The sequence below is a fragment of the Streptomyces sp. C1-1 genome, assembly GCF_050214755.1.
Classification (GTDB): Bacteria; Actinomycetota; Actinomycetes; order Streptomycetales; family Streptomycetaceae; genus Streptomyces.
The window spans coordinates 4,321,781-4,344,865 of the sequence record NZ_CP189826.1; the positions used below are offsets into that span (position 1 = coordinate 4,321,781).

General features: G+C 71.7%; 18 protein-coding genes. 5 read left to right on the forward strand and 13 right to left on the reverse strand.

What is annotated here, in order from left to right; translation table 11 throughout:
• Nucleotides 1-23 precede the first annotated feature (23 nt).
• The 4 genes from ACQF4J_RS19575 to ACQF4J_RS19590 form a co-directional block, all read right to left on the reverse strand.
• The gene (locus ACQF4J_RS19575; protein ID WP_427166322.1) at nt 24-1,697 is read right to left on the reverse strand and encodes a serine/threonine-protein kinase; all 1,674 of its coding nucleotides are present in this window, start codon (nt 1,695-1,697) and stop codon (nt 24-26) included.
• Between the two features lie 140 nt (nt 1,698-1,837).
• Entirely contained in the window at nt 1,838-4,711 is a 2,874-nt protein-coding gene (locus tag ACQF4J_RS19580; protein ID WP_427166324.1) for a protein kinase, read from the reverse strand.
• A 163-nt stretch (nt 4,712-4,874) separates the two neighbouring features.
• Nucleotides 4,875-7,079, reverse strand: a complete 2,205-nt coding sequence (locus tag ACQF4J_RS19585; protein ID WP_351562655.1) for a serine/threonine-protein kinase — start codon at nt 7,077-7,079, stop codon at nt 4,875-4,877.
• A 273-nt stretch (nt 7,080-7,352) separates the two neighbouring features.
• Complete coding sequence (locus ACQF4J_RS19590) at nt 7,353-9,059, reverse strand: glycerol-3-phosphate dehydrogenase/oxidase (protein ID WP_351562657.1); 1,707 nt, start codon at nt 9,057-9,059, stop codon at nt 7,353-7,355.
• A gap of 271 nt (nt 9,060-9,330) precedes the next feature.
• Between ACQF4J_RS19590 and ACQF4J_RS19595 the strand changes: the two genes are divergently transcribed.
• Complete coding sequence (locus ACQF4J_RS19595; RefSeq protein ID WP_351562659.1) at nt 9,331-10,539, forward strand: nucleotide sugar dehydrogenase; 1,209 nt, start codon at nt 9,331-9,333, stop codon at nt 10,537-10,539.
• Between the two features lie 318 nt (nt 10,540-10,857).
• On the opposite strand, the gene ACQF4J_RS19600 is transcribed toward ACQF4J_RS19595, so the two are convergent.
• The 4 genes from ACQF4J_RS19600 to ACQF4J_RS19615 form a co-directional block, all read right to left on the reverse strand.
• Entirely contained in the window at nt 10,858-11,982 is a 1,125-nt protein-coding gene (locus ACQF4J_RS19600) for a GuaB3 family IMP dehydrogenase-related protein (protein ID WP_351562661.1), read from the reverse strand.
• Between the two features lie 107 nt (nt 11,983-12,089).
• A complete protein-coding gene (gene guaB, locus ACQF4J_RS19605) occupies nt 12,090-13,592 on the reverse strand; it encodes an IMP dehydrogenase (protein WP_427166327.1) in 1,503 nt (500 codons plus the stop codon).
• 154 nt (nt 13,593-13,746) lie between these two features.
• Nucleotides 13,747-14,334: a sigma-70 family RNA polymerase sigma factor gene (locus ACQF4J_RS19610; protein WP_351562665.1), complete on the reverse strand. Its 588-nt coding sequence runs from the start codon at nt 14,332-14,334 to the stop codon at nt 13,747-13,749.
• 297 nt (nt 14,335-14,631) lie between these two features.
• Nucleotides 14,632-15,243 (reverse strand): response regulator transcription factor, encoded by a 612-nt coding sequence (locus ACQF4J_RS19615; RefSeq protein WP_003948568.1) that lies wholly within the window; start codon nt 15,241-15,243, stop codon nt 14,632-14,634.
• A gap of 381 nt (nt 15,244-15,624) precedes the next feature.
• Between ACQF4J_RS19615 and ACQF4J_RS19620 the strand changes: the two genes are divergently transcribed.
• Nucleotides 15,625-15,954, forward strand: coding sequence for a WhiB family transcriptional regulator (locus ACQF4J_RS19620; protein WP_351562667.1), 330 nt, complete (start codon nt 15,625-15,627; stop codon nt 15,952-15,954).
• A 102-nt stretch (nt 15,955-16,056) separates the two neighbouring features.
• On the opposite strand, the gene ACQF4J_RS19625 is transcribed toward ACQF4J_RS19620, so the two are convergent.
• Nucleotides 16,057-16,956: a LysR family transcriptional regulator gene (locus tag ACQF4J_RS19625; RefSeq protein WP_351562669.1), complete on the reverse strand. Its 900-nt coding sequence runs from the start codon at nt 16,954-16,956 to the stop codon at nt 16,057-16,059.
• A gap of 178 nt (nt 16,957-17,134) precedes the next feature.
• Between ACQF4J_RS19625 and ACQF4J_RS19630 the strand changes: the two genes are divergently transcribed.
• On the forward strand, nt 17,135-17,908 hold the full coding sequence (locus ACQF4J_RS19630; RefSeq protein WP_351562671.1) for an SDR family NAD(P)-dependent oxidoreductase: 774 nt from the start codon (nt 17,135-17,137) through the stop codon (nt 17,906-17,908).
• Nucleotides 17,909-17,983: 75 nt separating this feature from the next.
• Nucleotides 17,984-18,691 carry an ester cyclase gene (locus ACQF4J_RS19635; RefSeq protein WP_351562673.1) on the forward strand — a complete coding sequence of 236 codons (708 nt, stop codon included), beginning with the start codon at nt 17,984-17,986 and terminating at the stop codon, nt 18,689-18,691.
• Nucleotides 18,692-18,745: 54 nt separating this feature from the next.
• Here ACQF4J_RS19635 and groL read toward each other — a convergent pair whose 3' ends face one another.
• On the reverse strand, nt 18,746-20,371 hold the full coding sequence (gene groL / locus ACQF4J_RS19640) for a chaperonin GroEL (protein ID WP_351562675.1): 1,626 nt from the start codon (nt 20,369-20,371) through the stop codon (nt 18,746-18,748).
• Between the two features lie 120 nt (nt 20,372-20,491).
• On the reverse strand, nt 20,492-20,800 hold the full coding sequence (groES, locus tag ACQF4J_RS19645) for a co-chaperone GroES (protein ID WP_055493212.1): 309 nt from the start codon (nt 20,798-20,800) through the stop codon (nt 20,492-20,494).
• Between the two features lie 261 nt (nt 20,801-21,061).
• On the opposite strand from groES, the gene ACQF4J_RS19650 reads away from it, so the two are divergent.
• On the forward strand, nt 21,062-21,319 hold the full coding sequence (locus ACQF4J_RS19650; protein WP_351562679.1) for a hypothetical protein: 258 nt from the start codon (nt 21,062-21,064) through the stop codon (nt 21,317-21,319).
• Here ACQF4J_RS19650 and ACQF4J_RS19655 read toward each other — a convergent pair.
• Both ACQF4J_RS19655 and ACQF4J_RS19660 read right to left on the reverse strand, forming a co-directional pair.
• Nucleotides 21,310-22,116, reverse strand: coding sequence for a polysaccharide deacetylase family protein (locus ACQF4J_RS19655; protein ID WP_351562681.1), 807 nt, complete (start codon nt 22,114-22,116; stop codon nt 21,310-21,312). The two genes, ACQF4J_RS19650 and ACQF4J_RS19655, sit on opposite strands and share 10 nt — an antisense overlap.
• Nucleotides 22,113-23,042, reverse strand: a complete 930-nt coding sequence (locus ACQF4J_RS19660) for a polysaccharide deacetylase family protein (RefSeq protein ID WP_427166331.1) — start codon at nt 23,040-23,042, stop codon at nt 22,113-22,115. The genes ACQF4J_RS19655 and ACQF4J_RS19660 overlap by 4 nt, the downstream gene beginning before the upstream one ends.
• Between the last annotated feature and the right edge of the window lie 43 nt (nt 23,043-23,085).

The following is a 23,085-nucleotide window of genomic DNA, read 5'->3' on the forward strand; positions in this document are numbered from 1 at the left end:
CGGGGCGCCGACCGGCCAACCCGCTACTGCGCGGTCTTCTCCTGCCAGCCCTGCAGGATCGCCTTGAACCGCTTGGCGGACTGTGCCCAGTCGGCCGCGGGCGAGGAGACGTAGATCGCGTACTCGGTGCCCTCGCGGGAGATGTACGTCTCCTCGATGGCGCGCCGCGGCCCCGGGAACTTGGTGTCCTTGGCCAGCGCGGTCCAGGTGTACTCCCACACCGAGCCGTTCCGGTCGCGGTAGAGGTTCTTCTGCAGCTGGACGCGGTGGTAGTCGACGAGCTTCTGCAGCTGCTGCTCCAGATCCTGCTGGTGCTGCGTGGCGTCGGCGAAGTCCGGTGAGGTGTCGATGGCGATGCGCACGAAGTGCTTGCCGTCGTCCGGCGAGTAGTCGACCTGCCGGAGGTCGGGGTCGACGTCTCCGGTGCCGGTGACCTCCGTCCGCTTCCAGCCGCGCGGGAGATAGACGCTGAAGCCGTAGGGGTCGTCGACCTTCCGCCAGTTGGCGGGAACGGTTCCGTCGGAGCCGCCGGTGGGCGTGGCCGAAGGCGTCGGGCTCGGGGAGCCCGAGGTCCCGCCCGCGTCCGACTGCGCTCCGTGGTTCCACTTCTGCAGCGCCACGGCCGTACCGCCGGCGACGATCACCGCGAGGGCGAGGGCGAGGACGAAGGTGCGCAGCCGTCGGCGCTTCGGCGGGGCGGCGGGCACGGGGCCGATGCCGGTGGGCCCGACGGTGGTGGGTCCGGTCAGCGGCGGATACGGGGTCGCGGACCCGGTCTGCGGGCCCGTACCGGTGTTGTAGGGCCCGGTACCCGTGCCGGTCCGCGTCTCGTAGCGGCCGCCCACATGTTGCGTGGGCACATATGCCTGTGCCGCGTCCGCCCGGCGTCCCTCGGCGGCCTCGGCGAGCATCTGCTCGGCCTCGGCGGCGCCGGGCCGCTGGGCGGGGTCCTTGGCCAGCAGCGCCGCCATGACGGGCCCGAGCGGCCCGGCGAACTTCGGCTCGGCCGCGTCCTCCTCGACGACCGCCTGCATCGTGGACAGCGGCGAGGTGCGGCGGAACGGCGAACGGCCCTCCACCGCTGTGTACAGCGTGGCGCCCAGCGCCCACAGGTCGGAGGCCGGGCCCGGGTCGTGGCCGCGCACCCGCTCGGGAGCGAGGTAGTCGACCGAGCCGACGACCTCGCCGGTGCGGGTGATGGTCGTGTCGCCCTCGATCTGCGCGATGCCGAAGTCGGTGAGCAGCACGCGACCGTCGTGCCCGATGAGCACGTTGCCCGGCTTGACGTCACGGTGCAGCACTCCGGCGGAGTGCGCGGCGCGCAGCGCCCGCAGCACCCACAGCCCGATGCGCGCGGCCTCGGCCGGCTCCACGCGCCCCTGCTCCTTGACGGCGTCGGCGAGCGAGTAGCCCTCGACGAGCTCCATGACGATCCAGGGGCGGCCGTCGTGTTCGAGCACGTCGTGCACGGTGACGACCGCGGAGTGGTTGATCCGGGCGGCCGCCCGGGCCTCCGCACGCGTGCGCGCGAGCAACCGCTCCCGGTCGCTCTCCGAGACGTAGAGAGCGGCGGTCAACTCCTTGATGGCGACGGCTCGGTGAAGCACCTCGTCGTGCGCACGCCACACACGGCCCATGCCGCCGCTGCCGATGGAGTCGGCGAGCCGGTAGCGGCCCGCGACAAGCTGGCCCTGCATCTGATTCACGTTGCCCCGCAATGGTCTTGACAGGGTCAGACTAAGGAGTGGCCCGCCCGCGGGGAACCATGGGGGTGGCAAGGTGACACCACTGTGACGGTTGTTCTGCGGTGACCGACCGGACTGTCACGGAGGGTGACTCAACCGGTGTACGTGTACGTCGAGTACGCCTGCTCGTACAGCTTCGTCACCTGGTCCCGCTGGGACTCCGGACCGCGCACCTGCACCACGTGGTAGCGCCCGTCGATGAGGATCGCGAGGTTGCGCACGTACAGGTCCTGTCCGCTGCCGTCGGTCCAGGTGAACTGCCCCTCGGCCATGACCCGCGTGCCCACCGTGATGGTCCTCAGGCCGGTCGCGGTGGCCCAGCTGGAGCTGCGGTACGGCTGCAGTTCGTGCTCCTTGTCCCGCTGGTAGGCCATCGGGTCGCTGCCGTACGTCACCGCGCCGTCCCGTCCGGGCACGACGATGAGCTGGAAGTCGCCCTTCGAGTACACCACCTGGTTCCAGGCGTTCTTGCCCGCCCGCGACCAGCCCTTCGCCACCGCGACCCGGAAGCCCTCCGGGTCCTTGCGCAGGGTGAAACCGGCGGCGACGGCGGGATCGGTGGTCTGCGGCTCGGTGGAGCCGGCCGACCGGGAGGGACTCTGCTTCGGGGTGGGCGAGGTCTGTTCGGGGCTGGGCCGGCTGCCGCCCTGATCCGACCGCTGGGGCGCGGGGGTCGCGTTGCCGGCCGCTCCGGTCCGCTCGCCGCCCGCCGCGCCGTCCTCGCCCGCCTTGGGCATGAACAGCATGGCGTAGGCGATCGCGCCGGCCAGCAGAAGCAGGATCAGCACCAGCAGGGTGCGGCCCAGCCTCCGAGGCGAACCCGCCTGTTCCTTGGCGCGCTTGTGCCGTCCGTGCGTGGCCGCGGGCAGCCCGGCCCGCCGCCTGCGCACCAGCTCGCCCCGCCGCCTGATGACGGGCAGCCGGCTGGCGTCGGCGGGCGGCGCGGGCACGACGTGCGTGCCGGCGTCCGGCTCGGGCGCCGACCGCACCAGCGAGCGCAGCCAGCCGCGCAGCTCCTCGAAGTCGAGCCGCTCGGTGGGGTCCTGACGGAGCAGCGACTCGACGACCGGCCGCAGCGGCCCGCATTCCTCGGCGAAGGCGGGCGGCTCGGCACACACCATCTGCACCAGTTCGGCCGTCGACTCCTCGGGGTACGGCGCATGCCCCTGTACGGCCCTGAAGAGCAGCGCGCCGAGCGCCCACAGGTCGGTCGCGGGCCCGATCGGCGCCGCGAGCTGCCAGTTCTCGTGCACGGGCCCGGCCTGCTCGGGCGCCCACCGTTCGGTCACGGGTCCGACGACGGCCATCCGCGCCTGCCGCGCCCGCTCGGCGGCCAGCGCGGTGGCGGGACCGCGGGGCGGAGCGGGAGTGCCCGCCACGAGGTCGCCCCAGCGGGCCGTGGGGTGCGGATCGGCCGGCGTGCCGGAGGCGGCGTGGCCCGGGCCGGAGGAGGCCGCGTAGCCCGGGCCGGAGGAGGCCGCGTCGGTGCCGTCGGCGGTCGGTCCGCCGACGGGCGGCGCGGGGACGTCGGTCGTCGGTGAGGCACCGAAGCCGGGGGCGTTCGGCAGTCCGGCCGGCGGGGCCGTCCCGAGGTGGGGCGGGATGCCGGGTCCGGCTCCCTGCGAACCGGCGCCGCCCTGGCCGCCGTTGCCGCCGGGAGGCAGGACGTGGTTGCCGGTGTCGTCGGCGCCGCCCCTGGGGGTCGCGCCGTGCCAGGAAGCACCACCCACCCCGTAGGGGTCGGCTATCTGCCCCGGCGGCACAGGGCCGCCCTCGCCGGTGGCGTACGGCTGCGCCGTGCCGTTGGTCCGTGCGGCGGGGTCGTCCTCGCCTGCCGGGCGGGCGCCGGGCAGGGCCGCCCGGCCGTTCTGCGCCTCCTGCACCCGGGCCGCGGCACGGGCGCCCGCGCGGTACGCGGCGATCGCGCCGGCCCGTGCGGCCCTGATGTCCCCGCCCGTCTCGAGCGCCTTGGGCGCGAGCGCACCGGTCCCGCCGCTCCCGCCCGCCGTGTCCGGCTCGGCGCCGGGCAGCCCGCCGGCCGTACGCGCCCTGATGGCGGCGCTGCGCGCGGCGACGGGATCGACACCACCGGGGCCGCCCTGAGCGTTCAGGCCTCCGTGAACACCGGAACCGGCCTGCCCTCCGGACACGGCGAGTCCACCGGCTCCGGCCCCGGTCCCGTCGACCGGCCGGTGGCCGCCCGGTCCGCCGTGGCCGCCGGGGCCGCCGTCGGCACCCGGGCCGCCCGGCGCCGACGAGCCGCCGGGCCCGTAGGAACCGCCGGGCCCGTAGGAACCGCCCGGTCCGCCCGGGTTCCCGCCCTCAGCGGGACCCCCCAGGGCTCCGACCCCCGTGTCGCCCTCCGGCGCCGGTACCGGGTCGTATCCGCACAGTGCTTCCTCCGCCGCCCCGACCGCGAGGCCGGTCAGCATCACGCGTCCGTCGTCGCAGACGAGCACCGTGCGCGCGGTGACGTTGCGGTGCACCCAGCCGTGCGCGTGCAGCACCCGCAAGGCCATGAGCACGTCGGAGGCGACCTCGGCCGCGCGGTACGGCGTCAGCGGCTTCTCCGCGAGCAGCGCCGCGAGCGGCCGCGCGGCCACCAACTCGCTCACGATCCACAGCGACCCGCCGTCGGCGAACACGTCGAAGACCTGGTCGAGCCGCGGATGGTCGGGTATTCGGGCGGCGGCCTGCGCGGCCTCGACCGCCCGCCGTACGGCCGGGTCGGCCGGCCTGCGTGTCCCCGTGCGCGCCGTGGGCCTGCGGGCCTGGAACCCCTCGGGCAGCCCCTCCGCGTCGAGCACCTCCGCCTCGACGACCTCCGGCAACGGCACCTGCCGGACGAGGACTTCCTGCCCGCTGTAGGTGTCGAAGGCTCGGGTCTCGGTGAGTTCGTACTCGTCGGAGGGCGGCAGCGGCAGGCGGTAGCGGTCGGCGAGTACCCGGCCCGCGTAGTCGTCCACTGTGCCTCCCTCGGCCGCCCGGTCGGTCAATTCCGTTCGACTTGCGAACCGTTGTGAGCCCGCACCTGGATGCGTACGGTCCGCAGGCCTTCACGATACGTGCCGGAGGCAACTGGCAGAGAGGGGTTGCCAGATCTCACGGCCCAAACCCCGGGCAGGCGCTTTACGACTTCGGTTCGAACGTCTTCGCGAGCGTCTTCCAGGTGTCCTTACGGAGGTCACTGTCCCAGTTGGCGGCTTTCGCGGTGTACATCAGCGCATATCCGAGATGGCCGTTGACGACGAAACCCCGGTCGATCGTCCGGTACTTCGTCCCGCTCTCCTGGTAGGTGAACTCCCAGTCGGCCGCGTTCCAGCCGCGGTAGTCCACCTTCTCTATGCGGATCCGGTCGTACTGCGAGCGCGTCATATAGCGCTCCTGGTTCTGCCAGTCGGCCACGGGGTCGCCCTTGGGCGTGGACGTCCAGGCGACGAGGAGCTTCTGTCCGTCGGGGCCGGCGAACCGGTCGCCCGCGGCCCCGGTCGACTGATACCTCCACCCCTTGGGCAGCCCGATCGAGTAGCCCTGGCCGCCGTGGTACGTCTTCGCCACGGCGCTTCCGCCTCCGGAGCCGTCGCCGGTCTCCGCACCGGTGCCGCCGGACGCGCTCGGGCTGTTGCTGGGCGTGCCGCCGCCCGAGGCGGCCGGGGACTTCTCGGAACTGCCGTCCGTGCCGGTCCCGCCGCCCTTGTCCTCCTTGGTCTTCGAGCCGGCGGACGCGCTCGCGACGGCCTTGCCGCCGCCGCGCTTGGCACCGTTGTCGGAGCCGCCGCCGCCCAGCGTGAGGGCCAGCACGGTCCCGATGACGGCGAGCGCGACCACCACCGCGATGATCACCAGGGTCCGCTTGGGCACCACGTCGGTGATGGGTGCCCGCGGGACGGACCGGGGCGGGAGGTCGGGCAGATCGGGCGGCGTCAGCTTGGGCCACCCGGAACTCCCGCCGCTGCCGCGGTCGTTCGTCCCTGCCGCCGAGGACCTCGTCCCCGCCGAGGGCGAGGCGGCGGTCGAGGACGCCGAGGGGGACGCGGAGGACGGCGAGGCCGAGAACGCGGACGACTCGGCTGCCTTGTCGGACGCCGGAGCCTTCGGAGGCGCCGGCGGGGGAACGGGCCTCGACGCGGGCGCCGGCACCGAGGGCGACGGGGCCGACGCCCCGCCCGCCGTTCCCGACGCGCCCCCGCGGGAGCCGGTGCCGGTCACGCCGTTCCCCGGGCCGCCGGTCCGCGAACCCGCCGTACCGCTGCCCGACTTGTCGCGGGAGGCGGCCGCCGCACCCGCCGCGCCCCCCGCCGCCTTGCGCACGGAGCGGAACGCCCCGCGCAGCTTCTCCGCCGCCTCCTCGGCCCGCTTGCCGCCGGAGCCTCCCGAACCGCCCTTGCGGCCGGGCCCGTCGGGCTGTGCCGGGATCGGCACGACCCTGGTCGCGTCCAGCGGCTCCGGTTCGGCCGCCTTCGGCTCGGGCGCGTGGATCACGGCGTTGAGCATCGCCCGAGCGCCCGCGTCGTCGAGCCGCTTCGCCGGGTCCTTGTTGAGCAGTCCGTAGATGACGTCCTTCAGCGGCCCCGCGTTCTTGGGCTCCTCCAGCGGCTCAGTCATCACCGCGGTCAGCGTCGCGATCGCGGACCCCTTGTCGTACGGCGGCAGTCCTTCGACGGCCGCGTACAGCAGTCCGCCGAGCGACCACAGGTCGGCCGCCGGGCCCGGCTTGTGGCCGCGGGCCCGCTCCGGGGAGATGTAGGAGGGCGCGCCGACGAGCATGCCGGTGGAGGTGATGGACGGGTCGCCCTCCACCTGGGCGATACCGAAGTCGGTGAGCACGACCCGCTCGGTGTCGGACTCCAGCAGGACGTTGGACGGCTTCACGTCACGGTGCAGGATGCCCTCGCGGTGCGCGGAGCGCAGCACGTCGAGGATCGCGAGTCCCACCTCGGCCGCCCGCTTCGGTTCTAGCAGGCCGTCCTCCCGGATGACCTCGGCGAGCGACTTGCCCTCGACGAGCTCCATCACGATCCACGGCCGGTCGTCCTCGTCGACCACGTCGAAGACGGTCACCGCGCTGTTGTTGCGGATCCGTGCGATGGCCTTGGCCTCGCGCAGCGTCCGCGTGATCAGCCGGCGCTTCTCGTCCTCGTCGATGTTCGACGGGAACCGCAGCTCCTTGACGGCGACCGTCCGGCCCAGGGTCTCGTCCTCGGCCCGCCAGACGGTGCCCATGCCGCCCCGGCCGAGCACCGCCCCCAGCCGGTACCGCCCGGCGAGAAGACGCTCGGTCTTGTCCTGACGAGTCTCCTGACGAGATGTCCCCGCCCGCTCCGCCTCCGACATGGATCCCCTCATACAACCCGCCCTGACAGAGCCCCCATTGTCCCTCACCCGACAAGTGCCCGGCGCCCAGGGTGCCCCAGGGCCCCCGCGGCCCACCGCACACCCGGAACGTCCGGTTCCGCACCCCCACCTCCTCCCCTGCGCGCCACGGCCACCGCCCCTCGCCCGACGCCCCCTCACCTCGCGCGGGAACCCGGCGGCGACAGCGGTTCGCGATCCCGAACCCGCCCTGCCCGCCGCCGAGTTCACCCCGAGCTCAGCGCCCCCGACGCCTCACAGGGGCACGATGTCCGGCGCCCCCAGCCGTGCCGCGTCCGCCGTCAGGTCGTCCGGCTGGCGCTGCGACTCCCGCTCGGCCTCCACCCGCTTCTCGTAGTGCTCGACCTCGCGTTCGATCTGGTCCTTGTCCCAGCCGAGCACCGGCGCCATCAGTTCGGCGGCCTCCCGGGCGCTGCGGGTGCCGCGGTCGAAGGTCTCGATGGAGATGCGGGTACGCCGGGTCAGCGCGTCGTCCAGGTGCCGGGCGCCCTCGTGCGAGGCGGCGTACACGATCTCGGCGCGCAGATAGTCGTCGGCGGCCTGCAGGGGCTCACCGAGCGAGGCGTCGGTGGCGATGAGGTCGAGGAGCTCCTCCGCCATGGTCCCGTAGCGATTCAGCAGATGCTCCACGCGGACCACGTGAAGGCCCGTCCGGGCCGCGATCCGGGCCCGCGCGTTCCACAGGGCGCGATAGCCCTCGGCGCCGATCAGCGGCACGTCCTCGGTGACGCACTCGGCGACCCGCAGGTCGAGCCCGTGCACCGCCTCGTCCACCGCGTCCTTGGCCATCACCCGGTACGTCGTGTACTTGCCGCCGGCCACGACGACCAGTCCCGGCACCGGGTGGGCCACGGTGTGCTCGCGCGAGAGCTTGCTGGTGGCGTCCGACTCACCGGCCAGCAGCGGACGCAGGCCCGCGTACACGCCCTGCACGTCGTCGCGGGTGAGCGGCACCGCGAGGACGGAGTTCACGCGATCCAGGATGTAGTCGATGTCGGCGCTGGACGCCGCCGGGTGCGCCTTGTCGAGGTCCCAGTCGGTGTCGGTCGTGCCGATGATCCAGTGCCGGCCCCAGGGGATGACGAAGAGGACCGACTTCTCCGTGCGCAGGATCAGGCCGGTCGAGGAGTTCACGCGGTCCTTCGGCACGACCAGGTGGATGCCCTTGGAGGCGCGGACGTGGAACTGGCCGCGCTCCCCCACCATCGCCTGGGTGTCGTCGGTCCACACACCGGTCGCGTTCACCACCTGCTTGGCGCGGACCTCGTACTCGCCGCCCCCCTCGACGTCCTGCACGCGCGCGCCGACGACCCGCTCGCCCTCGCGCAGGAAGCCCGTCACACGGGCGCGGTTGGCGACCTTCGCGCCGTAGGCGACGGCCGTGCGCACCAGGGTGGCCACATACCGCGCGTCGTCCACCTGGGCGTCGTAGTACTGCAGGGCGCCGACCAGGGCGTCCTTCTTCAGGGCCGGCGCCACCCGCAGGGCGTGACGGCGGGTCAGATGGCGGTGCATGGGCAGGCCCCGGCCGTGCCTGCGGGCCATCGACATGGCGTCGTAGAGCGCGACGCCCGAGCCGGCGTAGAACCGCTCCCAGCCCTGGTGCTGCAGCGGGTACAGGAACGGCACCGGCTTCACGAGATGCGGGGCGAGCCGTTCCAGCAGCAGGCCGCGCTCCTTCAACGCCTCGCGCACGAGGGCGAAGTCGAGCATCTCCAGATAGCGCAGGCCGCCGTGGATCAGCTTGCTGGACCTGCTGGACGTGCCGGACGCCCAGTCACGTGCCTCGACCAGACCGGTGGACAGGCCGCGGGTCACGGCGTCCAGGGCGGTGCCCGCACCGACCACCCCTGCGCCCACCACCAGGATGTCCAGTTCGCGCTCGGCCATGGCCGCCAGTGACTCGGCACGCTGCGCCGGCCCGAGTGTCGCTGTCCTCACTGCTGCCTCCCGCTATCGATAGCGCCGGCCGCACCCGTCGGGCGAAGCCCGTGTCCTACCCCCCATGCCCAAATTCTGACCGTCTTGCCCCACTTCAGCCACCACGGCCTCCCACCCTGTGGACAACTTTCCAGGGACCGCCGGAAAACACAGCCGACCAATCCCGCATAACGGTCATATTTACTCCTAGTCTGACATTGCGCTCGCTCATCCTGTCCACAGGGCTTGCGCACCTGTCCCGCTTCGGTTACTGGGAAGGACGGCCCACGCCATGCCCGCAGATCTCGCCGTCATCGGACTCGGCCCGTTCGGCCTGCCCCTGGCCCAGGCTGCCGTCGCCGCCGGCATCCCGACCGTCGGCTACCGAACAGGCCCCGAGGCCGGCTCCCTCAGCGCGGCCGACCTGCGCCGGATGCTCTCGGGGGGCTTCCGGCACGCCACCAGCCCCGCCGAGCTCGGCAGGGTCCGCACCGCCGTCATCTGCGCGCCCACCCCGCGCGGCCCCGACGGCGCGCTCGACCTCACCCAGGTGGAGGCGGCCGCCCGCACCCTCGCCGCCGAGCTGCGCCCGCACACCACGGTCATCCTGGAGTCCGCCGTCCCCCCGGGCACCACCGAGGAGCTGCTGCGGCCCCTCCTCGAAGCGGGCTCCCGGCTGCGCGCGGGCCGCGACTTCCACCTCGCCTACTCCCCCAGCCGCGTCGACCCCGGCAACCGCGACGTCACCCCGGCCAACACCCCGAAGGTGATCGGCGGCCTCACGCCCGCGTGCACGGAGTCGGCGGCCGCCTTCTACTCGCGCCTCACCGACAAGGTGGTACGCGCGCGTGGCCCGCGCGAGGCGGAGGCGGTCCAGCTCCTGGAGACGAACTTCCGCCATGTCAACATCGCGCTCGTCAACGAGATGGCCGTCCTCTGCCACGACCTCGGCGTCGACCTCTGGGACGTCATCCGCTGCGCGGAGACCAAACCGTTCGGTTTCCAGGCCTTCCGCCCCGGCCCCGGCGTCGGCGGTCACACCGTCCCCCAGGACCTGACCGCCCCCGCCGGCCGCACCCTGCGCCTGGTCGAACTGGCCCAGCAGGTCAACAGCCAGATGCCCCGCTACGTCGTCCAGCGCGCGGCCGCCCTCCTCAACGAGCACGGCAAGTCGGCGCGGGGCGCGCGCGTACTCCTTCTGGGTGTGACGTACAAGCCGGACCTCGCCGACCAACAGGGCACACCAGCCCGCGAGATCGCGGTCCGCCTGATGGAACTCGGCGCCTCGGTGAGCTACCACGACCCGCACGTCCCGTCCTGGAACGTCCTGGACCGTCCGGTCCCCCGCGCCGACTCCCTCTACGAGGCCGCCGCCGACGCCGACCTCACCATCCTCCTCCAGCACCACCGCACCTACGACCTGCAGGGCCTGTCGGTAAAGGCCCAGCTCCTGCTGGACACCCGGGGGGCCACCCCGACGGGGGCGGCGCACCGGCTGTGAAGGGGGCGCGCACGTGCTTCGTGGGCCCCGGGCGCTGCCGGCGTGGCCTCCCGGGCACCGGTGAACGAAAATCCGCAGGATCCACCTCCTCCGGCACGTCACCATCCACAGACGGATCCGATCCCAGCGAGTGGGCTTGCGGTGACGTCCCGTGGGCGCCCCCTTCCACGACACCGCCAGCCGACCGGCTGACCGGCCGACATTCGGCGTGAACGCAACCGCACGCCCCCGCACCACCTCACGCGCCCGCGCAAGCCCCAGACACACGAAGGGGGCCGGTCACCCATCAGGTGACCGGCCCCCTTGGCGTCGTGGGCCCTACCGTCGGTGCTGGGAGTCCGCCACCGTCACCTCGACGCGCTGGAACTCCTTGAGCTCGCTGTAGCCGGTCGTGGCCATCGCGCGGCGCAGGGCGCCGAAGAGGTTCATGGAGCCGTCGGGGGTGTGCGAGGGGCCGGTGAGGACCTCCTCGAGAGTGCCGACGGTGCCGAGGTCGACCTTCTTGCCGCGCGGCAGCTCCTCGTTGACGGCTTCCATGCCCCAGTGGTGTCCGCGGCCCGGCGCGTCCGTGGCGCGCGCGAGCGGCGAGCCCATCATCACCGCGTCCGCGCCGCAGGCGATCGCCTTCGGCAGGTCGCCGGACCAGCCCACGCCGCCGTCGGCGATGACGTGCACGTACCGGCCGCCGGACTCGTCCATGTAGTCGCGGCGGGCGGCGGCCACGTCGGCGACGGCGGTCGCCATGGGCACCTGGATGCCCAGCACGTTGCGCGTGGTGTGCGCCGCGCCGCCGCCGAAGCCGACGAGCACGCCCGCCGCGCCCGTACGCATCAGGTGCAGGGCCGCCGTGTACGTGGCGCAGCCGCCGACGATCACCGGGACGTCGAGCTCGTAGATGAACTGCTTCAGGTTCAGCGGCTCGTGCGAGCCGGAGACGTGTTCCGCGGAGACCGTCGTACCGCGGATGACGAAGATGTCGACGCCCGCGTCCACGACCGCCTTGGAGAACTGCGCGGTGCGCTGCGGGGAGAGCGCGGCGGCCGTGACCACGCCGGAGTCGCGCACCTCCTTGATGCGCGCGCCGATCAGCTCCTCCTTGATGGGGGCGGAGTAGATCTCCTGGAGCCGGCGGGTGGCCGTGTCCGCGTCCAGCTCGACGATCTCGTCGAGCAGCGGCTGCGGGTCCTCGTGCCGCGTCCACAGGCCTTCGAGGTTCAGCACGCCCAGGCCGCCGAGCTCACCGATGCGGATCGCGGTGGCCGGGGAGACGACCGAGTCCATGGGGGCGGCCAGGAAGGGCAGCTCGAAGCGGTAGGCGTCGATCTGCCAGGCGATCGAGACCTCCTTCGGGTCCCGCGTACGGCGGCTGGGGACGACGGCGATGTCGTCGAAGGCGTACGCCCGGCGGCCGCGCTTGCCGCGCCCGATCTCGATCTCAGTCACGTCTGTGGCCTTTCCCTGATGCGTTGCAGCGTCTTCCAGTATCGCCGACGGGTACGACAAGGGCGGCCCCGGATGCTCCCGGGACCGCCCTCGGTAACGCCTGTCGCCTACTTGCTGCTGTAGTTCGGCGCCTCGACCGTCATCTGGATGTCGTGCGGGTGGCTCTCCTTCAGGCCCGCGGAGGTGATCCGCACGAAGCGGCCCTTGGACTCCATCTCCTCGATGGTCGCCGCGCCCACGTAGCCCATGGTCTGGCGCAGACCGCCGACGAGCTGGTGCAGGACGCTGGCCAGCGGGCCGCGGTAGGGCACCTGCCCCTCGATGCCCTCGGGCACGAGCTTGTCGTCGGAGGCGACCTCGGCCTGGAAGTAGCGGTCCTTCGAGTAAGACTTGCCCTGGCCCCGGGACTGCATCGCGCCGAGCGAGCCCATGCCGCGGTACGACTTGAACTGCTTGCCGTTGATGAACTGCAGCTCGCCGGGCGACTCCTCGCAGCCCGCGAGCAGCGAGCCCAGCATCACGGTGTCGGCACCGGCCGCGAGGGCCTTGCCGATGTCGCCGGAGTACTGCAGGCCGCCGTCGCCGATCAGCGGGATGCCGGCCGGGCGGGCGGCGAGGGAGGCCTCGTAGATGGCGGTGACCTGCGGGACGCCGATGCCGGCGACCACGCGCGTGGTGCAGATGGAGCCGGGGCCCACACCGACTTTGATGCCGTCGACACCGGCGTCGATCAGCGCCTGGGCGCCGTCGCGGGTGGCGACGTTGCCGCCGATCACGTCGACGTCCACGGCCGACTTGATCTTCGACATCCAGCTGAGGGCGTTGCTGTTGTGGCCGTGCGAGGTGTCGACGACCAGGAAGTCCACGCCGGCCTCGGCGAGCGCCTGGGCGCGCTCCAGCGCCTCGGGGCTGGCGCCGACGGCGGCACCGACGAGCAGACGGCCCTCGGCGTCCTTGGCGGCGTTCGGGTACTTCTCCGCCTTGACGAAGTCCTTGACGGTGATCAGGCCCCTGAGGACGCCCGCGTCGTCGACCAGCGGAAGCTTCTCGATCTTGTGGCGGCGCAGCAGCTCCATGGCGTCCACACCGGAGATGCCGACCTTGCCGGTGACCAGCGGCATCGGCGTCATGACCTCGCGCACCTGGCGGCCGCGGTCGGTCTCGAAGGCCATGTCACGGTTGGTGACGATGCCGAGCAGCTTGCCGGCGGGGTCGGTGACGGGGACACCGCTGATGCGGAACTTGGCGCACAGGGCGTCCGCCTCGGCGAGCGTGGCCTCGGGATGCACCGTGATGGGGTCGGTGACCATGCCGGACTCGGAGCGCTTGACCAGGTCGACCTGGTTCACCTGGTCCTCGACCGAGAGGTTGCGGTGCAGCACGCCGACGCCGCCGAGCCGGGCCATCGCGATGGCCATGCGGGACTCGGTCACCTTGTCCATCGCCGCCGACAGCAGCGGGATGTTGACCCGGACGTTGCGGGAGATGCGGGACGAGGTGTCGACCGCGTTGGGGAGCACCTCGGACGCTCCCGGCAGCAGCAGCACGTCGTCGTAGGTCAGCCCGAGTGTCGCGAATTTACCGGGCACTCCGTCGACGTTTGCAGTCATGACACCTTCCCCAAATGGCCTTGATCGGTGCGGATGTCCATGCTAACGGGAAGCAGGGCCGTCGAATTCCACGGTTCCGCGTGACCTCGGGCTTCGTATGTTCGTACGGAATCCCCGAGCGGCCTGTTCAAAAAAGGCGTCGACCGCCCGGAAACTACTGTTCCGCCAGTGCCCTGAGCCGGCTCAGGGCCCGGTGCTGAGCCACCCGGACCGCGCCGGGTGACATTCCCAACATCTGGCCGGTCTCCTCTGCCGTGAGGCCCACCGCGATGCGCAGCAGCAGCAGCTCCCGCTGGTTCTCCGGCAGGTTGGCCAGCAGTTTCTTGGCCCACTCGGCGTCGCTGCTGAGCAGCGCGCGCTCCTCCGGGCCCAGTGAGTCGTCGGGCCGCTCGGGCATCTCGTCGGACGGGACCGCGGTCGAGCCCGGATGCCGCATCGCCGCCCGCTGCAGGTCGGCGACCTTGTGCGCGGCGATGGCGAAGACGAACGCCTCGAAGGGCCGCCCGGTGTCCCGGTAGCGCGGGAGTGCGAGCAGGACGGCGACGCAGACCTCCTGTGCGAGGTCCTCGACGAAGTGGCGCGCGTCGCCCGGAAGGCGGGACAGACGGGTGCGGCAGTACCGCAGCGCCAGCGGGTGGACATGGGCGAGCAGGTCGTGCGTGGCCTGCTCGTCCCCGTCTACGGCGCGATGGACGAGTGGCCCGATCGCCCCTGCGGCCTGGCCCGCCTCGTCGTCGCGCATCGGTCCATGGTGCCCTGAGGCCGTCGGGTCCGTGGCACCACGCCCGATGTTGTGCACTGAAGCGTTATGAGCAGGTGCGCCGGCACTCATCCCCTGCGCCCTCCCCTTCCGCTCGACCGACTCGTCCCCGAGAGACTCCACATCTTCAAGGATGCGGCATCCGCGCCGAAACGAGCAGCGGGTACCGACGGAGCCATTTGACCGGCGTCGCAAACCGCGCCCTGAAGGGGCGCGGGGAACTGCGCGACCAGCCACGAAACGGCTCGCACCAGAGCGACGGCCTTTGCGGCCGAGTTCTCAGCGAACCAGACCCCACCGGAACCCGAGCGCCACCGCGTGCGCCCGGTCCGACGCACCCAGCTTCTTGAACAGCCGCCGCGCGTGCGTCTTCACGGTGTCCTCGGACAGGAACAGCTCGCGTCCGATCTCCGCGTTGGAGCGGCCGTGGCTCATCCCTTCGAGCACCTGGATCTCACGCGCGGTGAGCGTCGGCGCCGCACCCATCTCGGCGGACCGCAGCCGCCGCGGGGCGAGCCGCCAGGTCGGGTCGGCGAGCGCCTGGGTGACGGTCGCGCGCAACTCCGCGCGTGAGGCGTCCTTGTGGAGGTAGCCCCGCGCCCCGGCGGCGACCGCGAGAGCCACGCCGTCCAGATCCTCGGCGACGGTCAGCATGATGATGCGCGCCCCGGGGTCGGCGGACAGCAGCCGGCGCACGGTCTCGACGCCGCCCAGTCCGGGCATGCGTACGTCCATCAGGATCAGGTCCGAACGGTCCGCGCCCCAGCGGCGGAGGACTTCCTCGCCGTTGGCCGCGGTCGTCACGCGCTCGACGCCGGGCACGGTCGCGACCGCGCGGCGCAGCGCCTCTCGGGCAAGCGGGGAGTCGTCGCATACGAGGACGGATGTCATGGCCGCCCTCCGCAGCTGATGCACGTCACCTTGAGCCTCCAGGCTGGTACGAAATCGTCACCTGTGCGGTCGACCGTCCCGGACGCCCGCCCGAGCGCTTGTTGCGTCAACCGCCACCGCACTCTCAACGACGGTCACTCGAAAGAGTTACGGGGCTGTGTGCCATCTTCGGCACTCTACGTGAGGGCACGGACACGGTGCAGACATGCGGGGCGGACCCACAACGTTTCATCACAAGCGGTGCCCCATTCGGCCCCTTTTCTTCCCATCTGCTGGTGTCTGCGGCTAGATTCGCAATGAGTCATATTTTCATCTCCTTAGATCGTAGTTACACGGTCGTCGGCACCGTATCCGCTCAGTACGGCTACAAGGGGTCACGTAATGGCAGATTTCTCCCGCCTTCCCGGACCGAACGCGGACCTGTGGGACTGGCAGCTCCTGGCCGCCTGTCGCGGGGTGGACAGCTCGCTCTTCTTTCATCCGGAGGGCGAGCGAGGCGCGGCCCGGAGTGCTCGCGAGAACTCGGCCAAGGAGGTCTGCATGAGGTGCCCGGTACGCGCGCAGTGCGCGGCGCACGCGTTGGCGGTGAGAGAGCCGTACGGCGTGTGGGGTGGCCTGACCGAGGACGAGCGCGAAGAACTCATGGGACGGGCGCGGACCCGGCTGGTCTCGGCGATGGCCGGCAGCGGGGACAGCGGCTCGAACAACTGAAGGAACGTTTTTGCGATTCCGCGGCATCGAGCTCCCGGACCCCGAGCTCCCGACGAGAAGGGCACGCACGCGTGCCCTTCTTTTTCGCGGCCGGTCGCTTCCCTACTGCCGGGCCGCCGCGCGCCCGAGCTGCTCCAGCGTCGCCGCCACCGCCGGCACCTGGGCGAGGTCGGGCAGGGTAAGCGCCACGATCTCCCGCCGCACCGCCGGCCGAAGCGTCAGCACGCGCGCGTGGCGCGACCGTACGGACTCCAGGGCGAGCTGCGGCAGGACGGCGACGCCCAGGCCGGCACCGACGAGGCCCACGACGGCCGGATAGTCGTCGGTGGCGAAGTCGATCCGGGGCGTGAACCCGGCCCCCTCGCACACCTCCACCAACTGCCCCCGGCAGCGCGGGCATCCGGCGATCCAGGGCTCCTCGGCCAGCTCACCGATGCCGACGGAGCCCGCCCCCGCGAGCCGGTGCCGCTCCGGCACCAGTCCGACGAGCCGGTCGGTCAGCAGCGGCCGTACGACGAGGTCGTCCCACTCCTCGGCGCCCGCCGCGCCTTCGTAGCGGAAGGCGAGCGCCACGTCGCACTCGCCCTCGCGCAGCATCTCCACGGAGGCGGGCGGTTCGGCCTCCTCCAGGAAGACGCGGGTGCCGGGATGGGCGGCGCGCAGGGCGGCCAGGGCCGCCGGTACGAGGGTGGAGCTGCCGCTGGGGAACGACACGAGCCGGACGCGCCCCGCCCGCAGTCCCGCGATGGCGGCGACCTCCTCCTCGGCGGCGGTGAGACCGGCCAGGATGCCGTTGGCGTGCCGCACGAGCGCCTCGCCCGCCTGGGTCAGCCGCATCTCCCGTCCGCTGCGGACGAGCAGCGGGGTGCCCACGGAGGACTCCAGGGCCTTCATCTGCTGGCTGACGGCGGGCTGGGTGCAGCCCAGTTCGCGCCCCGCCGCGGAGAAGGAGCCGGTGGTGGCGACGGCGCGCAGCACGCGCAGATGACGGGCTTCGATCACACCGCCAAGGATAAGAGATCCTTTTACATGGCGCCGATTGATGGGCCGGCGCTTTGAGTGCGGTCGTCCGTGTGCGCGGGAGCGGGTGCGGAAGTACCGGGCGTCGTACGCCTCCTGAGACGCCGTCGAGACCCGGCGGAGATCGGAATCGGCCGGTCCGGGTAACTACCCTTGGGCCATGACAACGGCTCTGATTACGGGATCGACCGCGGGCATCGGCGCTGCCTTCGCACGGCGGCTGGCGGGTGACGGGCACAACCTGGTGCTCGTCGCGCGCGACACCAAGCGGCTGCGGGAGCAGGCGACCGAGCTGCACGACCGGCACGGCATCGAGGCCGAGGTCCTCACGGCCGACCTCGCGACGGACGACGGCATCGAAACGGTCGCCGCCCGCCTCGCCGACCGCAGGAACCCCGTCGACCTGCTGATCAACAACGCCGGCTTCGGCAACAAGGGCCGCTACCTCGACGTCTCCATGGCCGACGAGCTGAAGATGCTCAAGGTCCACTGCGAGGCGGTCCTGCGACTGACGTCGGCGGCGACGGAGGCGATGCGGGAGCGGGGGCGCGGCGGGGTCGTCAACGTCGCTTCCGTGGCCGCCTTCGTGCCGCGCGGTACGTACGGGGCGTCCAAGGCGTGGGTCGTGCAGTTCACCCAGGGGGCGGCGAAGGACCTCGCGGGCAGCGGGGTGCGGCTGATGGCGCTGTGTCCGGGCTTCGTGCGCACGGAGTTCCACCAGCGCGCCGGGATGGGCACGGACAACATCCCCGGCTGGATGTGGCTCGACGCGGACAAGCTGGTGGCGTCGGCGCTGGCCGATCTGGCGCGGGGGAAGTCGTTGTCGATCCCCGATCCCCGGTACAAGGCGCTGATGGGGCTGGTGAAGGTCACGCCGCGGTCCCTGCTGGGCGGGATCAGCTCACGGACCGGGCGCAAGTACGGGCCCCAGTGAACGAGGCACCCGCGCGCTCCGGTGGGAAAATGGTCGGGTACGACCGGATCCAGGGGGGCCGGAGGCGATGGTGCCATGACCTTCGTTCAGATCATCGACTGCAGGACCAGCCACTTCGACGACATCGACCGGCTGATGGACACATGGGTCGAGCAGACCAAGGGGAAGCGCACGGCGACGCACGCGGTGGTCGGCAAGGACCACTCCGACGCGTCGCACTTCATCGAGATCGTGGAGTTCCCGTCGTACGAGGAGGCGATGCGCAACTCCGGTCTGCCCGAGACGGACAGGATCTTCCGGGAGATGGTGGCCCTCTGCGACGAGATGCCGACCTTCACGGACCTGGACGTGGTGCGGGACGACCAGCTGCACGCGGTGAACGTGCGGCGGTTCTTCGAGACGATCGCCCTGAAGGGGGATCTGCCGGCGCTCGACGAACTGGTCGCCGAGCACTACCACGACCACGATCCCGGCAAGGAGCAGGACACCCTGGGCATGGACGCGCTGCGGCGGGACATCGGGATGTGGCGCGGCGGGTTCGACTTCGCCTTCGACATCGAGGACCAGATCTCGCAAGGGGACCGGGTGTGCACCCGGTGGACCTGGCGCGGGACCCACAGCGGTGACTTCATGGGGCTGCCGGCCACCGGGCGGAACGTCGTCATGACCGGGACGACCGTCTTCCGCTGCGACGAGGACGGCAAGCTCGCCGAGGGGTGGTGGCAGTACGACCGGCTCGGGCTGATGGAGCAGCTGGGCGCGCTCGACGCGCTGGAGCAGTAGGGGAACGCGAAGGCCCGGCACCCATCGGGTGCCGGGCCTCGGTGCTGACCTGGGTCAGTGGGCGTGACCGTGGCCGTGGCCCGCGGCCGCCGGCTCCTCCTCTTCCTTCTTCTCGACGACCAGGGTCTCGGTCGTCAGAAGCAGGGAGGCGATGGAGGCGGCGTTCTCCAGGGCGGAGCGGGTGACCTTGACCGGGTCGATGACGCCGGCCTTGATCAGGTCGCCGTACTCGCCGGTGGCGGCGTTGAAGCCCTGGCCCTTGTCGAGGTCGGCGACCTTGGAGGTGATGACGTAGCCCTCCAGGCCGGCGTTCTCGGCGATCCAGCGCAGCGGCTCGACGACCGCGCGGCGGACCACGGCGACACCGGTGGCCTCGTCGCCGGTGCGGCCGAGACCGCCGTCAAGGACCTTGGCGGCGTGGACCAGAGCGGAGCCACCACCGGAGACGATGCCCTCCTCGACCGCGGCGCGGGTCGCGGAGATGGCGTCCTCCAGACGGTGCTTCTTCTCCTTCAGCTCCACCTCGGTGGCGGCGCCGACCTTGATCACGCACACGCCGCCGGCCAGCTTCGCGAGGCGCTCCTGGAGCTTCTCGCGGTCCCAGTCGGAGTCGGTGTTCTCGATCTCGGCCTTGATCTGGTTGATGCGGCCGACGACGTCCTCGGAGTTGCCGGCGCCGTCGACGATGGTCGTGTCGTCCTTGGTGACGGTCACGCGGCGGGCGGAGCCCAGCACGTCCAGACCGGCCTGGTCGAGCTTGAGGCCGACCTCCTCGGAGATGACCGTGGCGCCGGTGAGGACCGCCATGTCCTGCAGCATCGCCTTGCGGCGGTCACCGAAGCCGGGGGCCTTGACCGCGACCGCGTTGAAGGTGCCGCGGATCTTGTTGACGACCAGGGTCGACAGGGCCTCGCCCTCGACGTCCTCGGCGATGATCAGCAGCGGCTTGGAGGAGCCGGCCTGGATGACCTTCTCCAGCAGCGGCAGCAGGTCGGCGATCGAGGAGATCTTGCCCTGGTTGATCAGGATGTACGGGTCGTCGAGGACGGCCTCCATACGCTCCTGGTCGGTGACGAAGTACGGGGACAGGTACCCCTTGTCGAAGGCCATGCCCTCGGTGAAGTCCAGCTCCAGACCGAAGGTGTTGGACTCCTCGACGGTGATGACACCGTCCTTGCCGACCTTGTCCATCGCCTCGGCGATGAGCTCGCCGACCTGCTGGTCCTGGGCGGACAGCGCGGCGACGGCGGCGATGTCGGACTTCTCGTCGATCGGGCGGGCCGAGGCGAGAAGGTCCTCGGAGATCGCGGCGACGGCCGCGTCGATGCCCTTCTTCAGCAGCGCCGGGGAGGCGCCCGCGGCCACGTTCCTCAGGCCCTCGCGCACCAGCGCCTGGGCGAGCACGGTGGCGGTGGTGGTGCCGTCACCCGCGATGTCGTTGGTCTTGGTCGCCACCTCCTTCACCAGCTGCGCGCCGAGGTTCTCGTACGGGTCCTCGATCTCGACCTCGCGGGCGATGGTGACGCCGTCGTTGGTGATGGTGGGGGCGCCGAACTTCTTGTCGATGACGACGTTGCGGCCCTTGGGGCCGATCGTCACCTTGACCGTGTCGGCCAGCTTGTTGACGCCGCGCTCGAGGGCGCGACGGGCGTCCTCGTCGAACTTCAGGATCTTCGCCATGACAGCGGGAGCCCTCTCGGATGTGTGGGTTCTCAAAAAAGACACTGCGCCCCGGGCGCCCGGCTTCGTTATCGGTCGCGGGGGGCCAGGGGCGCAGCTCGGAAAAACTCTGAGGCGGTACTACTTCTCGATGATCGCGAGCACGTCGCGAGCCGAGAGGACGAGGTACTCCTCGCCGTTGTACTTCACCTCGGTGCCGCCGTACTTGCTGTACAGCACGATGTCGCCGGTCTTGACGTCGAGCGGCAGGCGCTCGCCGTTCTCGAAACGGCCCGGGCCCACGGCCAGGACGACGCCCTCCTGGGGCTTCTCCTTGGCGGTGTCCGGAATGACCAGGCCAGAGGCCGTGGTCTGCTCGGCGTCCAGCGGCTGGACCACGATGCGGTCCTCGAGCGGCTTGATGGCAACCTTGGAGCTGGCGGTCGTCACGATCCGACCTCCCCCTTCGGAGATCTCACGGGGTTAACTGTCTGAGGTGGCGACCAGGTCGATCCGTCGTCGCGGGTGCCGGACCTGCCCGTCGCTTGTTTGGCACTCTCCAGGGGGGAGTGCCAGAGCCGAGACTATGACCGCGATTAGCACTCGGTCAAGCGGACTGCTAATCCCGACGGCGCGTCGGCCCGCGATCCGCTCCTACGGGGGCGCCGCGAAGGGGTGCCGTCCGCCGCGGCGGACGCGTACCGTCGCCCCATGCCCTCCCGGTCCCTGTCGTCCGACGGCTGTGCGCTCGCGGTCCTCGTTCCGGCCGAAGTCGCCTTCGGCCTGGTGTTCGCGGCCGTGCTGGCGCTGAACGGGCACGCGTGGGGCGCGGCGCTGTGGCTGGGCGGGCTGGCGACGGTGGCCCTGGCGGCCGCCGTCTTCTTCTTCCGGGACGGGTTCGCCGTGACCGGCGGGGCGCAGATACTGGCGGCCCTGTTCTTCCTCGCGGTGGCGTTCGGCTACAGGTAGTCCTCCAGGCGTCCCACCGTCAGCCCGCGTTGCTGTGCCGCTCGCAGCAGGCCTCGGGTGCGTTCGACCAGGGTCGGGGAGGTCGACTCGCCCGAGGGCACCGAGACGATGTCGCCCGCCCGCAGCCGGCGCTCGCCCCGCGCGAACGTCGGCTCCCCGGCCTCCATCGACGCCCGCCACAGCACCACCGCCGAGACACCGCAGTCGGCAGCCGCGCGCAGGGTGGTGGTGTCGTAGGTGCCGTAGGGCGGGCGGAAGAAGCGGGGGCGGACGCCGAAGCGGGAGCGGAGCTTGTCCTGCTGGCCGCAGATCTCGGCGCGCTGGCCCGCGTAGGGCAGACCGCGCAGGGCGGAGTGGTCGAGGGTGTGGTTCTGGATGCCGGCGCCCACCGACCGCAGGCGGGCGAAGTGGCCGTAACCCGGTCCGACGACGCTGTCGGTGAGGAACATGCTGACCGGCAGGCGCAGTTCACGGACCATGTCGACGAAGCGGGGGTCCTGCTCGGCGCCGTCGTCGTAGGTGAGGAAGACGACCTTGTCGCGGGTGGCGACGCGGGAGACGACGGGCAGGGGCCGCGCCCGGTGGGCGGCGGGTGCGCGCACCGGTCTCGGGGCGCGGGCCAGCGGCTCCGGCAGGCCCCAGCGGCGGTACGGCGGTACGGCGGTGCCCGACGGGCCGTTCGCCCGCACTCGCTGGGCCGCCTTCTCGCCGAGCCGTTCGATGGGCGCGACGGACGGGGCGCAGCCGGTGAGGAGGACAAGCGCCAGGGCGGCGGTCGCCAGGTTCCGGCGCCTCACAGGTAGTCCTCCAGGCGGGCCACCGCGTACCCCTTGGCGGTGACCTTGTTCAGGAAGCGCCGCATGTCGTCGACCATGGTGCCCTTCCACTCGGCGCGGCCCCGGAAGTGGGTGAGCACGATGTCGCCGGGGTGCAGGTCCTGGTCGTCCTCGCGGTACGCCCAGTGGTCGACGAAGACCTCCTCGTCCCAGATCGGGGCGTACTCGATGCCGCACGACTTCGCGGCGCGCAGGGTGGCCTGGTTGTAGTTGCCGAAGGGCGGCCGGAAGAGGGTCGGGGCCTTGCCGAACTGCCTCTTCATGATCTTCTGCATACCGCAGATCTCGTGCTTCTGCTCCGCGTACGACAGCCCCGGCAGATAGGGGTGGGTGAGGGTGTGGTTGTTGAGGGTGACGCCCTCGGACTGCATCCTGCGGAAGTACGCGTAGTCGTCCTTGACCAGGAAGTTGCTGAGGAAGGCGGAGTACGGGATCTTCAGTTCGCTCATCATCCGCAGGAACGCCCGGTCCTTCTCGGCGCCGTCGTCGATGGTGAGGAAGACGACCTTCTGCCGGGTGGGGACCGTGGTGAACACGGGCGGCAGGCCGAGCTCCTCCTGGTTGTCGACCTCGAAGCCCCTGCGGGCGGTGATGCGCGGCTTGTGGAGCGGCGCCGGCGGGGCCGTCAGCGGCACCTGCCTCAGCCCCCAGCGCCTGGCCGCCTGAGCCCGCGCGGCGTAGGCCGTGCGCAGCCTCGTGGCGTACGAGTCCAGGGCGCGGGCCTCGGGTGCCTTCAGGCGCGGCTGGCCGGCGGCCGGGCGCACCTCCTGGCCGCTGTCCTGCGCGCAGCCGGAGGCGATGGCGGCGACGGCGAGCACGGCGATTCCGCCACGGACTCGCGTCCCCCAAGATGACCTATTTTTGTCATTTTGTACCACTGCTCGCATGGGCCCGGATCCTCGCAGCCCCCCGGCCCGCAACCCCGTCCGA

Coding starts and splice junctions, on each gene's coding strand:
- ACQF4J_RS19650 (WP_351562679.1), top strand. CDS start 21,062: ATGCCCTCCCGGTCCCTGTCGTCCGACGGCTGTGCGCTCGCGGTCCTC.
- ACQF4J_RS19635 (WP_351562673.1), top strand. CDS start 17,984: ATGACCTTCGTTCAGATCATCGACTGCAGGACCAGCCACTTCGACGAC.
- groL (WP_351562675.1), bottom strand. CDS start 20,371: ATGGCGAAGATCCTGAAGTTCGACGAGGACGCCCGTCGCGCCCTCGAG.
- guaB (WP_427166327.1), bottom strand. CDS start 13,592: ATGACTGCAAACGTCGACGGAGTGCCCGGTAAATTCGCGACACTCGGG.
- ACQF4J_RS19595 (WP_351562659.1), top strand. CDS start 9,331: ATGCCCGCAGATCTCGCCGTCATCGGACTCGGCCCGTTCGGCCTGCCC.
- ACQF4J_RS19610 (WP_351562665.1), bottom strand. CDS start 14,334: ATGCGCGACGACGAGGCGGGCCAGGCCGCAGGGGCGATCGGGCCACTC.
- ACQF4J_RS19585 (WP_351562655.1), bottom strand. CDS start 7,079: ATGTCGGAGGCGGAGCGGGCGGGGACATCTCGTCAGGAGACTCGTCAG.
- ACQF4J_RS19575 (WP_427166322.1), bottom strand. CDS start 1,697: ATGCAGGGCCAGCTTGTCGCGGGCCGCTACCGGCTCGCCGACTCCATC.
- ACQF4J_RS19615 (WP_003948568.1), bottom strand. CDS start 15,243: ATGACATCCGTCCTCGTATGCGACGACTCCCCGCTTGCCCGAGAGGCG.
- ACQF4J_RS19620 (WP_351562667.1), top strand. CDS start 15,625: ATGGCAGATTTCTCCCGCCTTCCCGGACCGAACGCGGACCTGTGGGAC.
- ACQF4J_RS19660 (WP_427166331.1), bottom strand. CDS start 23,042: ATGCGAGCAGTGGTACAAAATGACAAAAATAGGTCATCTTGGGGGACG.
- ACQF4J_RS19630 (WP_351562671.1), top strand. CDS start 17,135: ATGACAACGGCTCTGATTACGGGATCGACCGCGGGCATCGGCGCTGCC.